The sequence below is a fragment of the Bacillus sp. F19 genome, from assembly GCA_023823795.1.
Lineage (GTDB): Bacteria > Bacillota > Bacilli > Bacillales > Bacillaceae > Bacillus_P.
In genome coordinates, this window is sequence record CP085710.1 from 2533711 (window position 1) to 2546827 (window position 13117).

14 protein-coding genes and 1 pseudogene are annotated in these 13117 nt (G+C 41.2%); 2 read left to right on the plus strand and 13 right to left on the minus strand.

Annotation, left to right across the window (positions count from 1 at the left end):
• Positions 1 to 90: 90 nt before the first annotated feature.
• The 11 genes and pseudogenes from LIT25_12910 to speD form a co-directional block, all read right to left on the minus strand.
• Positions 91 to 234: a hypothetical protein gene (locus LIT25_12910; protein USK36094.1), complete on the minus strand. Its 144-nt coding sequence runs from the start codon at positions 232 to 234 to the stop codon at positions 91 to 93.
• A 242-nt stretch (positions 235 to 476) separates the two neighbouring features.
• A pseudogene (locus LIT25_12915) lies at positions 477 to 745 on the minus strand (MFS transporter).
• Positions 746 to 808: 63 nt separating this feature from the next.
• Positions 809 to 1348, minus strand: coding sequence for a DUF1641 domain-containing protein (locus LIT25_12920; GenBank protein USK36095.1), 540 nt, complete (start codon positions 1346 to 1348; stop codon positions 809 to 811).
• The gene (gene fdhF, locus LIT25_12925) at positions 1332 to 4280 is read right to left on the minus strand and encodes a formate dehydrogenase subunit alpha (protein USK36269.1); all 2949 of its coding nucleotides are present in this window, start codon (positions 4278 to 4280) and stop codon (positions 1332 to 1334) included. The genes LIT25_12920 and fdhF overlap by 17 nt, the downstream gene beginning before the upstream one ends.
• Before the next feature lie 238 nt (positions 4281 to 4518).
• Entirely contained in the window at positions 4519 to 4752 is a 234-nt protein-coding gene (gene moaD / locus LIT25_12930) for a molybdopterin converting factor subunit 1 (GenBank protein USK36096.1), read from the minus strand.
• Positions 4745 to 5221: a molybdenum cofactor biosynthesis protein MoaE gene (locus tag LIT25_12935; GenBank protein USK36097.1), complete on the minus strand. Its 477-nt coding sequence runs from the start codon at positions 5219 to 5221 to the stop codon at positions 4745 to 4747. Before LIT25_12935 ends, moaD begins: the two co-directional genes overlap by 8 nt.
• A complete protein-coding gene (gene mobB / locus LIT25_12940; GenBank protein USK36098.1) occupies positions 5202 to 5732 on the minus strand; it encodes a molybdopterin-guanine dinucleotide biosynthesis protein B in 531 nt (176 codons plus the stop codon). Before mobB ends, LIT25_12935 begins: the two co-directional genes overlap by 20 nt.
• Positions 5702 to 6991, minus strand: coding sequence for a molybdopterin molybdotransferase MoeA (locus tag LIT25_12945; GenBank protein USK36099.1), 1290 nt, complete (start codon positions 6989 to 6991; stop codon positions 5702 to 5704). The genes mobB and LIT25_12945 overlap by 31 nt, the downstream gene beginning before the upstream one ends.
• Positions 6992 to 7013: 22 nt before the next feature.
• Positions 7014 to 8024 carry a GTP 3',8-cyclase MoaA gene (moaA, locus tag LIT25_12950; protein ID USK36100.1) on the minus strand — a complete coding sequence of 337 codons (1011 nt, stop codon included), beginning with the start codon at positions 8022 to 8024 and terminating at the stop codon, positions 7014 to 7016.
• Between the two features lie 68 nt (positions 8025 to 8092).
• Positions 8093 to 8896 (minus strand): formate dehydrogenase accessory sulfurtransferase FdhD, encoded by an 804-nt coding sequence (gene fdhD / locus LIT25_12955; GenBank protein ID USK36101.1) that lies wholly within the window; start codon positions 8894 to 8896, stop codon positions 8093 to 8095.
• Positions 8897 to 9017: 121 nt separating this feature from the next.
• Entirely contained in the window at positions 9018 to 9836 is an 819-nt protein-coding gene (gene speD, locus LIT25_12960) for an adenosylmethionine decarboxylase (protein USK31592.1), read from the minus strand.
• Between the two features lie 236 nt (positions 9837 to 10072).
• Between speD and LIT25_12965 the strand changes: the two genes are divergently transcribed.
• Positions 10073 to 10357, plus strand: coding sequence for a phospholipase (locus LIT25_12965; protein USK31593.1), 285 nt, complete (start codon positions 10073 to 10075; stop codon positions 10355 to 10357).
• Positions 10358 to 10486: 129 nt separating this feature from the next.
• Here the strand turns inward: LIT25_12965 and LIT25_12970 are convergent, their stop codons facing one another.
• The gene (locus tag LIT25_12970) at positions 10487 to 10726 is read right to left on the minus strand and encodes a hypothetical protein (GenBank protein USK31594.1); all 240 of its coding nucleotides are present in this window, start codon (positions 10724 to 10726) and stop codon (positions 10487 to 10489) included.
• 102 nt (positions 10727 to 10828) lie between these two features.
• On the opposite strand from LIT25_12970, the gene LIT25_12975 reads away from it, so the two are divergent.
• Positions 10829 to 11014, plus strand: coding sequence for a hypothetical protein (locus LIT25_12975; protein USK31595.1), 186 nt, complete (start codon positions 10829 to 10831; stop codon positions 11012 to 11014).
• 107 nt (positions 11015 to 11121) lie between these two features.
• On the opposite strand, the gene LIT25_12980 is transcribed toward LIT25_12975, so the two are convergent.
• A complete protein-coding gene (locus LIT25_12980) occupies positions 11122 to 13041 on the minus strand; it encodes an endonuclease MutS2 (protein ID USK31596.1) in 1920 nt (639 codons plus the stop codon).
• Between the last annotated feature and the right edge of the window lie 76 nt (positions 13042 to 13117).

Sequence of the window (13117 nt, forward strand, 5' to 3'; positions counted from 1 at the left end):
TGCTTTCTTTAATTTTTACAACTTCAGATAAAATATTCCATTTTTATTGCGTATAAAAAAAGGGCTTGTTTTCACAAGTCCTTCTCGATTTTATTCATTGCTGTCAGAAAAATAAGGATTAAATCCAAAGTTTTTTCTAATTTCATCTGTTATTATGAGTTGTTCGTTCAAATAGATCTCCTCATCAGAAACAGCTTGTACACTGCCGTCATAATGTAAAGGCTTTTGTCCCATAATATACAATCCCCCCTTACCTTTTTGTGTCTGTTATGCCATTTAAAGTAAATATTTTACTTATTTTAAATATTTTTTCCTATTAATTAAAAAACATCCAATTTATTAAATAGGATGCACATGATTTTATTAATTATGATGGCTTACTGCATTAGACGGCCAATATAGTCTGATACAGATGCCCACCCAATTCGTCCAAAGCCATTAAATAACCCCATAATACCTACCATAGCAGCGGCTGCAGCTGCGCTTAATCCCGCTGCAAAACATAGCGTAGATAGAAGACCGGAAGCTCTGGGTCCATATTTTTCAACAAAGTGTCCCATAAATGCTGCAGATAATCCTAAAAAAAGTATCGCAATGCTGAATGCAAGCGAGATTTCGCTTAATCCCAATTATGTTCATCTCTGAGAGGATTGGTAAATACACTCCATGAATAAACAGAGCCAATTGAAATATGGATCCCTACCGCAGCAACTGCTATCAGCCAGCGATTTTTCGTTTTCGTCATTTTTTCTCCTCTTTTCTAAGCATTAGGGTGAAGGCAGACACATTTATTGCCTTCACCATTTCCTTATTCCAGAGTTTCATTTTTATGACGCACTTGATCTTCTTTACTTTGATTGGTTTTTTCAATGTGCTCCGTCTCCTGTCCCATACCCTTCAAGAAACTGATCAGCAATGTGACTGCCCGGTTTACTTCAGGATCCTTCAGCGAGCGGGCAAGATCAAAATAGCTCGTTTTTTCTGCTGGATCTTTATTTTCAGCTGCTCTTGCGATTCCTGCATTCACTTTTAATAAAAAGGGCTCCAGCTGCTTGACATTGATCATGCCAAGCACCCCTGTCATTAAAAGCAGGTTTTTTAAACTGTTGGTCGTTTCTTTTTTATCCACTGTCTTGACCAGAATGTCCATCACTTTGTCACCCTGTCCGAATAAGCCCTTCAATAACGGCAAAATCCCTCTATCCTGCATGTACTGAAGAATCTCAAGCGTATCAATAATGGCGTCTTTATGATCAATTAAAGCATCTTCAACTTCTCTTAAGTCTTCTTTTCGCTTTTCTTCTTCTGTTTTCTCAATTCGTGTAATGGTTTTAGTTGCCTTTGCCAACCTTATTTCCCTCCTTTTTAACGAGGTCGCCTGGGAACGCATAGTCTTTGCGCTTCCATTTTCTTTCTACTTCCACACCTCTTTGCGGATTAGGTTTTCCATACCTGAAATTATTTTTTGGCAATGGATTGACACCCTCGATTTCCAGCACCTCAAGCTTTGCTTTTACTTCTTTATATGCAGGTGTATCTGTGTCTTTATCCGCATAGCTGCTCGTAATGAGATTAATGGCTGATTCACCTGAATCATTCATCGGCAGGTACACTTCTTTTCCTTTCACGCGATCTGTTATTACACATTTAACCTTTACTTTTCCATATGGGGATATCAGCCTTACAAGAGATCCGTCTTTTAAACCGCGCTCTAAAGCAAGTTCAGGAGATACCTCAAGGAAAGCACCAGGAGTTTTTGAAGTAATACCTTTTGATTTATAGGTCATATTGCCTTCATGAAAATGTTCGAGCAGCCTGCCGTTATTCACGTGAATATCATATTCATCTCCAAATTGGAGCGGCTTCGTCCAATCGACTGGAAAGAGGCGGGCCTTGCCATCCGGAAAAGGAAACTCATCCAAGAAAAGAACAGGCGTATCCGTGCCATCAGCTGCTACAGGCCATAGAAGACTTTTGTACCCTTCAAGACGCTCATAGTTTACTCCTGCAAAAAGAGGGGCAAGCATCGCTGCTTCTTCCATGATGTCGCCTGGTTGTTTATAATCCCATCCAGCTCCGAGCTTATTCGCAACTTCCATGATGATTTTCCAGTCCGGCTTGGAGTCTCCCAAAGGTTCAAGGACCTGATATAAACGCTGAATTCTGCGTTCAGTATTCGTAAACGTTCCTTCTTTTTCAAGACTTGGACTTGCCGGAAGCACAACATCTGCATATTCCGCTGTTTTCGATAAAAAGAGGTCCTGAACGACGAAGAAATCCAATTTTTCATATGCAGCATGGACGTAGTTCAAATTAGAATCCACAATCCCCATTTCCTCTCCTTTTAAATACATGGCTCTCACGCTGCCGGCGTGAATACCGGCCACCATTTCGTGGTTGTTTAAACCCGGCCGCTCCGGCAATTTGACTCCCCATCCTTTTTCATATTTAGCCCTTACAGCAGGATCGGTGATTTTTTCATAGGACGGAAGCCTGTCTGGCATACTTCCAAAATCACTTGCTCCCTGCACATTGTTGTGGCCTCTCAAAGGATAGGAACCTGTGCCGGGACGGCCATAATTTCCTGTAATCAGCAGCAGGTTCGAGATGGCTGTACTGGTGTCGCTTCCGCCCGAATGCTGAGTGACGCCCATCGCCCAAAGGACAACTGTGCTTCTCGCTTCATGGATCATCTCAGCTAGTTTTATGAGCTCACTTTTCGAAATGCCTGTTGTTTTTTCTGCATATTCCAGTGTGAATTTCTCTAAGCTCTTCTTATATTCATCAAATCCATTTACTCTGTTTTTCAAAAATTGCATGTCCGCAAAGCCCCGGTCGATTATATAGTTGGTTACCGCAGATAGCCACACAATGTCTGTACCAGATTCAGGCTGAATAAATAAGTCGGAGCGGTCAGCCATTTCATGTTTTCTGAGGTCTGCGACAATCAGCTTCTGTTCATGCAGCTTGTGAGCCCGCTTCACTCTGGTGGACAGAACAGGATGCGATTCTGAAGTGTTTGAGCCGATGATCAGGACAAGCTCTGACATCTCAATATCTTTTATCGTGCCGGAATCACCTCCGTAGCCGACAGTTCGGAACAATCCCATTGTGGCCGGGGTCTGACAGTACCTTGAACAATTATCAATATTATTCGTACCAATTACTGACCGGGCAAGCTTTTGCATTAAATATGATTCTTCATTTGTGCATTTCGAGGAACTGATAAAGCTCAGTGCGTCAGGCCCATGTTCATTTTTTATTTGAGAAAACTTTCGCTCAATTAGCGTCAGCGCCTCATCCCATTCAGCTTCTCGGAAGGAATCTCCTTCTCTGATAAGCGGCTTCGTAAGACGTTCTTCGCTATTGACATAATCCCAGCCGAATTTGCCTTTCACACAGGTTGATATCCCGTTTGCTGGTGCCTCAGCTTGAGGTTCAACCTTTAAAATTTCTCTTTCTTTCGTCCAAATGTCAAAGCTGCAGCCGACTCCGCAATATGTACAGACGGTTTTTGTCTTCTTAATTCTTTCGTCACGCATAGCTGATTCCATGTCAGATATTGCAAGGATTGAACCGTATCCGGTTTCAACATTTTTCGTGATCTCAATCATGGGGCGCAAAGTTTGTTTGGAGATCCCTGTTAAATAACCCGCTTCCCCTTCCATCCCTTTTTCCATCATTGCGTTGCATGGGCAAACAGTTGAACAATGACCGCAGGAAACACAGGATGACTCATTGATTGCCACGTCGTTGTCCCAAATCACACGGGGCCTGTCTCGTTCCCAGTCGATTGAAAGGGTCTCTGTAACCTGTACATTCTGACATGCTTCTACACATCTGCCGCAAAGAATACATTGATCGGGATCATAGCGGTAAAAAGGATTCGTCTTGTCTATTTCATAAGGCTTCGGGGCAAATGGTATGCTTTGATGATTGATTTTCATTTCTTTTACCGTATTGTGTATTTCACAGCCACCATTATTGTAATCACAGACTGTACAATAGAGCTCATGATTGTGCAAAATCCGGTCCATGCCTATGAGCTGGGCCTCTTTTACTTCAGGTGATAGTGAATCAATCTCATCCCCGATCTTGATCTCAGTTGAACAGGCCCTCACAAATTCGCCGTTTACTTTAATGATGCATGTATCACATGTTTCAATTGCACCAAGGCTCGGATGAAAGCAAACGCTGGGTACCTCAAGTTTATGACCTGAAAGAATTTGTAGAGCTGTCTGATTTGCATATCCTTTAGCTTCAGCTCCGTTTATTTTCATGTTAAAACTATCTGACAAAAAGACCTCCCCTTTCAAGAATAGTTAAAATGTTCAATCCATTTTCAATACAGCATTTTATTTACCCTCTACTATCAGGAACAAAACAAGGCGGCAATTAAGCGCCCTCTAAATTGTAGCAAGATTCTGTCTTTTCAACAATCGATAAACCTAAAACTGTTCATGTCTTGAAGAAAAGGAACAAAAAAAGAGTTTCAGCTAAACTGAAACCCTTCTTATCCTACCCTCCGCTTACAGGAGGAATGAACGCAACAGTATCTCCATCTTTAATGACATTATCTTCATTTGCAAAGCTTTCATTAACCGCGGTCATGACACCGCTTAATCCTTGCAGCCCGTGGTTATCCTGCAGCCACTGTTTTAAATCGTGCACGGTAAGGCCCCTTTTGTCAATTTCTATTGCAGGGGTTCCGGCCTCGTCCTGTAAATGGGCAAACAGCAAGATTTTAATCATTTTTTCCGCCCTCTTTCTTGGGTTTTCCCTCAGGATATGGTGTTTGCCCAAGCTGATCTCCAATCCACATTGTCCCATCTTCCCAATGTTCTTTTTTCCAGATGGGAACAATCTGTTTGATCCGCTCTATCGCATATTCATTTGCTAGATATGCTGTTTTCCTGTGTGGAGAAGAAACGGCAATCACAACAGCTATATCTGAAATCTCGAGCTTGCCTATTCGGTGGGTAATAGCTGTTATGGCATCCGGCCAGCGTCCTTTTATTTCATCGCCGATTTGTTCAAGCATTTTTACAGCCATCGGTTCATAGGCCTGATACTCTAAATAAAGCGTTCTTTTGCCTTGAGTAAATTCTCTTACTGTCCCAATAAAAGTTGTAATGGCTCCAGCTTCTCTTCTTGCAACTTTATTCGTCACTAGATCAGCTGAAATTGAATCCTTCGTAATCTCAAAATATTCCTGACTCATGCTGCCCCCTCACAATTCCCATTATGTAGTCGATGTAATTCTGTTCATCTTCGATATGAAAGATTGGAACATTTATGTTTAAGCTGTGGATATCAGGCCATGTAATGACGCATAAGATTCCGTTTAATTTTAATAGAGAGAGATCGCTTTCTTCTTTTAATAAAACTACTTTTGGAAAATGTTCTTTCTTATATCCCTCTATGAAAATTGTATCAATGGACAGAGATTGGTAGATTTCCACCAGCTTTGCAAGCGGCCAATGCTGACCCGCCAAACTGAGCAAAAGGACACCGTCCCCTTCAACCCCTGCTAAAACAGCTCCTGCTTTTGAATGGCGATCACTGTCTTTCACCTGAAATCCATGATCTGGAATGCCTCCGTGTCCGTGATGCTTGATTGTTCCAACTTGATGACTGTTCTCTTTTGCTCTTTTTATGAGCTTTTCCAATAAAGTTGTCTTTCCTGTGTTTTGATGTCCGATTATTTGTATGACGGCACAATGTTTTCCCACGGCCAATCACTTCCCTTTTGATCATCCAATAATAAGACATCCACCATCATGCCGGCCTGATAGCCTCTCGTTCCGCCTGGAAGAATAATAAGTGCGTTTGCTTCTGCTAAAGATGAAACGGCACTTGATTTATCAAAGCCAGAAGGAAAAGCAGAAAGCCTGCCCTCATTAAAATGAAGCTCAGCCCTTACAAACCTGGTAAATGGATTAGCCTTAGAAAAATCCTCGCCCAAATAAGCTTTTTCTTTTCTTACATGCGGTGATGGGTGAAAGTTGTGATGCCGGATGACAGGCCGGACAAACAATTCAAATCCGACAAAACAAGCAGACGGATTTCCTGAAAGGCCAACCAGTAATTTTTGATCTAAAGCAGCAACGGTAGTGACACTGCCCGGCCTCATCGCAATCTTGTTAAAAAGAACATCTGCACCGAGCTTTTCATAAATGGCGGGCAAATAATCATAATCACCAACAGACACTCCGCCTGTTGTAATCAACAAATCGACTTGACTTAGTGCATCTCTCACGGCATTGATGCATTGTTCAAGATCATCACTGAATTTCCCGAAATATTTCGCCTCTCCCCCTGCCCGTTCAATTTGAGCGAGAATCATATAAGAGTTGCTGTTGCGGATTTTTCCGGGCTGCAGCGGTTCATTGACATCAAGCAGTTCACTGCCCGTTGCAAGCACTCCGATTACTGGCTTTTTCGCTGCCGGAACCTCACGATATCCGAACGTCGCAAGCAACGCAGCAATGCCTGGCGTAATGACGCTTCCTTTTGCCGCAAGTATAGTTCCCTTTTTTGTATCTTCCCCTTTAAAAGAGATGTTTTCCCCGCTTTTCAAGGGGCGCTTTAATTCAAATCTTTTTCCTTCTTCAGCTGCAATCTCTTTCGTTAGTTCGAGCATGACAACCGCATCTGCTCCAGCAGGTATTTGAGCTCCGGTCATAATCCTTACAGCCTGATTCCGTCCAACACTGTTATGAAAGACAGAACCTGCTCCAATTTCTCCGATGACTTCAAAAACGCCTGGGTTCGTCCTCGTGATTTGAACAGTATCTTCAGAACGGACAGCAAATCCATCATAAGGGGACCTGTCAAAAGACGGCACATCATGGTCTGCGATTAAATCTTCTGCTAAAAAGCGGCCATATGAGCTTTCAAGCGCCACAAGTTCAACTTTACCTCTAATCGCAAAATCCATGACTTTTTGAACAGCGTCAGAAACTGCAATAGGTGTCCTTTTTTCTACCAAACTGCCATCTCCTCTCTATTGATTATCCTCCGATATGAGACATCTCTACTTTATTCCTCTGGCGTGTCTCACTTGTCCGTTCATCAGAGTACCGGTCGCTGCGGTGATTCCATATTTCCCGAATGATCGCTTTTAGCTCCATATTGCTTTTTCCAGAACGAAGCAGTTGCCTAAGGTCTGTCCCTTTTGATGCAAAGAGACAGGTGTATAGCTTGCCTTCAGCAGATATGCGGGCCCTTGAACAAGTGGAACAAAAAGAATCTGTCACAGACGAGATGATGCCGATCTCAGCAGATTGATCTTGATACTCATATCTTTCAGCGACTTCTCCGGTATAGTTCGGAGGAATCTTATTTAAGGGATGACGCTCTCCTATCTCACTTAAAATTTCACTTTTTGCAACAACATGGTCCAGCTGCCAGCCATTAGAGTTTCCCACATCCATATATTCAATAAATCTGAGGGTATGACCTTGCGCTTTGAAATAATCGGCCATCGGAAGAACGTCTTCATCATTAACCCCTTTTTGTACAACCATATTAATCTTGACCTGTAAACCGGCTAAAGCAGCTGCCTCAGTTCCGGCCAGGATGTTTTTCAACTTGCTTCGGCGGCCATTCATCTCGGCAAAACGCTCTTCATTTAAAGAATCCAAACTTACCGTGACGCGTCTTAAACCTGCCTCATACAGTTCAGCTGCAACCCCTTTTAAAAGCGATCCATTGGTCGTCAGCCCGATGTCTTCAATTCCATCAACCTTTTTGAGCATCCTTATTAAGATAGGAAGCTCTTTTCTGAGCAGAGGTTCTCCTCCAGTAAGGCGGAGTTTTTTCACACCTAAAGATGAAAAGATGACAGCTAATCTCTCAATCTCCTCAAATGATAAGATTTTCTCAGATGACAAGAAAGAATAATCAGGGCCGAATATCTCCTCCGGCATGCAGTAGCGGCAGCGGAAATTACACCGGTCTGTGACAGAGATTCTTAAATCACGGAGCGGACGGTCCCATGAATCAAGTACAGAATTTTTCATATCCCTCGCCTCTCTTCTGTTATGTATTTTACATGCAAGCTTCAGAATATGCTAACTAAATGTAACAATCAGATATTTCGTTCCAGAATGATTCTTTGAGGATGTGTATAGACATTCAAGGATGAATCTCTAATAAATCCGACTACTGTAATTCCAAGTTCTTCAGCCATCTCCAGCGCTAATTCAGTTGGAGCAGATTTAGACAATACAATCTCACATCCGATTTTAGCAGTTTTCATGAGAATTTCAGAAGAGATTCTCCCGCTGAAAACAAGGATTTTATTATGAACGGAGATATTATTTTTAAGGCAGTGCCCATAAATCTTATCCAGCGCATTATGTCTCCCAATATCCATTCTGCAAAGGAGCACTCCATTTTCATCACATAGGGCTGCATTATGCACACCTCCTGTTAGATGAAAAACACCTGCCAGACTCTGCATATCATTCATAAGGGAAAAGCATTTATCTGAGGTTATTTGAACATGTATACCGTCGATTTTTTTTGCTGTCCTTGCATCACTGGCAAATACAAAGCCCTGCCGGCTCATCCCGCAGCATGAAGTCAGATAGCGTTTATTTTGAAAATGATGAAAGTAAGGATAGTCTTTCAATGTTTTCACGTGAACAAACCCTGCTTTTTCCTGAATCCAGATTTCTTTTATATCCTCGCAGGTCTGAATGATTCCTTCTGACGCCAGATACCCGATCACCATGTCTTCAATAAATTCAGGCGAGCAGATCATCGTTACAAATTCTTCCCCGTTAACCTTAATGGTTACCGGATATTCTGTAACGATTGAATCCTCTTCCCCCATAGCGATGCCGTCTGAAATGCGGAGTATTTTGCGTTTTATTTCTACTGGTTTCAAAATGGCTGCTCCTTTACCCCTTTTTTCTCACATATTTACATTATGATAATCCAACTTTTGTTTTTTTGAAAGCAGCAAATATAAAGGCTCTCCCACATTTAAGTGAGAATGCCCCCATTTTTCATCCTGAAAATGGCTTCATATTCTTTCCGTAAAAAATTTCGTCCATTTCAATTTTTAATCGGTCTGTAATTTCGTTTCTCTCATTTTTACTGAGCTTGTCCTTCGTATAACCGAATAAATAATTATTTAAATCAAATTCCTTCAGTTTGCATTTAGTGTGGAAGATATTCTGAGGGTACACATTTACATCGATCATGTCGTATGCGTCCTTCACCTTTTCCGGGATGTAATTTTGAATAGAATTGATGTCGTGGTCAATAAACAGCTTCTCGCCGTTAATATCCCTCGTGAAACCTCGCACCCTGTAATCCATTGTCATTATATCTGTATCAAAGGAATGGATTAAATAATTGAGTGCTTTAAGGGGTGAGATTTCCCCGCAAGTTGACACATCAATATCCGCTCTGAAGGTGCTGATTCCTTCATTCGGGTGGTATTCAGGATATGTATGGACGGTAATATGGCTTTTATCAAGCTGCATAACGACCGAATCAGGAAGCGGACCTGGTGATTCTTCGTACGATTCATTAGGAACTTCTACAACTGGACCCTCGGATACGAGAATTGTCACGCTTGCCCCCTGCGGCACATAGTTTTGCTGTGCCACATTCAGTACATGCGCACCGATAATATCCGTAACATTTTTTAAGATTTTGGTTAAACGCTCCGCATTGTACTGCTCATCAATATAGTGTATATAAGCTTCACGTTCTTCTTTTGTTTTCGTGTAACAAACATCGTACATATTGAAGCTCAGCGATTTTGTAAGGTTATTGAATTCATGCAGCTGAATCCTCTGTTCAGAAGTTAGTTTCAAGATTTTGTTCTCCCTTCGATTTAGAAAAAATCTCTCTTAAGATGCTAAGTTTTTAACAGGTCATTTTGTTAATATATTACCCACTTTAAAGAGGAAGAAACGGACCGTTCTCAATTCAGAAAAACATTTCCTTGAAAATAGGAGTGTTTATTCACATTGTATGGGATTTTCGCCAATTCAACTATCTATACTCATTCATATAAATAGAGTATATAAACTAAAAAGGAGATCATCTTATGTCAGGAAGGAAGAACATTAAAAAAAGGCGGCGCTGTATTTTCCCTGAATACAGATGGTGTGGTCCCGGCTGCAGCGGCCCAGGACTTCCGATCAACGATGTGGATGCCTGCTGTCAAAGACATGACCGCTGCTTAGACCGCGGAATTTCATCTTGCGAATGCGATTATGCTTTTATTGAGTGTCTTCGCCCGAAAATCAACAACCATACTCAAAAGGGACGAAACGCTGCGCTTATGTACAAAGTAATGAAATTAAAAACATTATTTACATGCGGCGGCTGATTTGATTTTAGATATCTGCCGTAATCAACAATCATAAAATATCCCATATGCTGTAATAATGAAAGATTTATTATGGCCGCGAGGTGCCTGCATGAAAGAAACTTGCATGAGAAGATAGAGGAGCCTTCATCAGAGGCTTCTCTTTTCGTTTCCTCTCTTAAAATTTCCTGTTGATTTAGCTAACAGAAGCTGGATATCTTTCTCTGTTTCTGCCGAGTCTGCATTCGAAAGGAATTTAGCTGCTGCCTTGCCTTTCAAAGCTTTTATTTGTTTTTTTCCAGACCAATAAATAAGGACCGTTTTATCTTTTGATGTCTGATAACTAAAAACCCCTTCATTTAACTTATTTCTCTTATCCACATTTCCCATTTATTTAATCTCCTTTCAATTGACAATCTTTCCATTCATTCGTTTAGCGGAAAGCAAATTGGGTATTGAATGATTACTATGATTTTTTAGGAGGCTAATCTTATGACTTGGAAAAAGAAATGCCTTGCAGGCGGAATGACTCTTGCTATTATGCTTGGAGGCCTGGCTGCTTGTGATGATGGCGAACAGGATGAAATGAACAATGATGTTGAAGAAGAAGTGGAAGAAGAAACGGATGGCGATATCACAGATGAAGATAATGAAGAACTGGAAGAAGAGGGACAATAATGTCCCTTTCATTTTTTTAAGAGATGTCTAGCTCCATCGCCCAGCTCCTCAGCCACTGCCAGATAACTTATCGGCCATGCCTGAGTCAAATAGGCTCTTGTTCTTTTCTATTCTTCTCGTTCAATGGTTAATTCAGAATGTCTCTTGTTCATCTGCACTGCTTTTTTTCGATTTTCGGCTGATTCGAAAATGATGTCAAAATCGTAATCCTCAGGATAAAGGTCTTTAGCTGAAATATGAAGCTGCATTCGTTTATGATTGACGGATCGTTTTGTCCCTTTCACAAAGACCGTGTAATTTCCGCCTTTATCTGGACCAGTATAAACGATAGCATGCTCATTTGTTGCTTTTATAAGCACGTTATCTCCTTTTAAAAAAGTCTGAACCTCCGCCTCTTTTGCTTTTGGCTGTTTCGTCTTGTAACGATTAATTGAGATTTGTTTATCCAGTTCCTTTTTTTCATATAAATCATATTGATCTTTCCCATACTTTTTTGTCTCTTTATAAGTGATAGCATGGGCTTTTTCAATTAATTCGGGATGCATGCCTAAGCGCAGTGCGATTGAAAATGCCTGACTCTCTCCGCCTTCGCCTATCTTCAGATTATATGTGGGCTGAAGGGTCTCTAAATCAAAATCCATCGATCCATTTATGAATCCTTCTTCACTTTCAGCAAAATCCTTTATTTCACTGTAATGTGTGGTGGCAAGCAAGGTGGCGCCTTTTTGATGAATCTTTTCAAGGATGACACTTGCAAGCCCCATTCCTTCACCCGGATCTGTTCCTGAACCTAATTCGTCAAGCAAAACAAGGCTATATTCATTTGTTTTCTTTAAGATTGAAATAATATTCGTCATGTGAGAACTAAACGTGCTCAAGTTTTGTTCAATGCTTTGACCATCGCCAATATCCAGCAGAATCTGCTGATAGATGCCGATATAACTTTCCTTATCAGCAGGTATATGAAAACCGGATTGCGCCATCAGAACAAGTAGACCTACCGTTTTTAAAACCACCGTTTTTCCGCCCGTATTTGGACCGGTAATGACGAGTGCCTGAAAATCCTTGCCGATTTCGAAAGTCAAAGGAACGGCTTTGCTGCCTAAGAGCGGATGCTTGGCATTTTTAAGATAGATCATTTTTTGATCATGAACAGCTGGTGCGGTTCCTCCAATAGCGCGGCTGTATTTTGCTTTTGCAAATAAGACATCGTAGTGCACCATCACTTCTATAGATTGAAGAAGCTGTTTTTCATGGGACTCTGCCAAGCCTGTTAAATAGCTTAAAATCTTTTCAGACTCCAGCTCTTCCTGTGACAATAAAAGATTGATCTGATCCTGAATGGCGGCTGCATCTTCCGGTTCAACATAAAGTGTTGAACCGGAGGCTGATGCATCAAGAACGGCTCCTCTGATTTTTCCTTTATATTCTTTTTTAACAGAAACACAAAAGCGGCCGCCTCTTTCACTTATAATTGCATCCTGCAGATAGCTCTTATATTTTGAAGACTTAATGATGGAATTCAGTTTTTCTTTCAAACGTTCATTTGCAATCGCCAGCTGCTTTCTTACTTTTGACAGTTCTTTGTTCGCCATGTCGTCAACTCTTCCGTTGCGTATGCATCTGATGATTTCAGCAGCGATCTCCGGAAGCTCTTCAATCCCAAATACATACGAAGAAACACGAGGTGCCAGCATTACTTTATCTTTCATGAAACGTTTCATTTTTAAGCCATCTTCAATAAATGACAGGAGCTGGGAAAAGTGATGCGGTCTTAAAGCAACACCTTTATTGAACTGCTTTACGATGGCTTCAATGCCCTCAAGTCCTGAAATAGGAACACTGGAACTTTTCTCTATAATTGCTGCTGCTTCGTCTGTCTCTGATAAAAGTGCCTGTATTTGCTTTACATGATTAAGCGGCATAATGGCTAAAACACGCTGCCTGCCTGAATCTGTCATTGCATAAGTGCTGATTGTTTCTTTTATAGTACAGTAATCTAAAATGTTAAAAGTATTGTCGTTCATTTGAATATCCTCCTTAGTAACGAAAAAAAGCCGCAGTGAACAAATGTTCATTGCGGCTGAAATGGTATATAGAGCG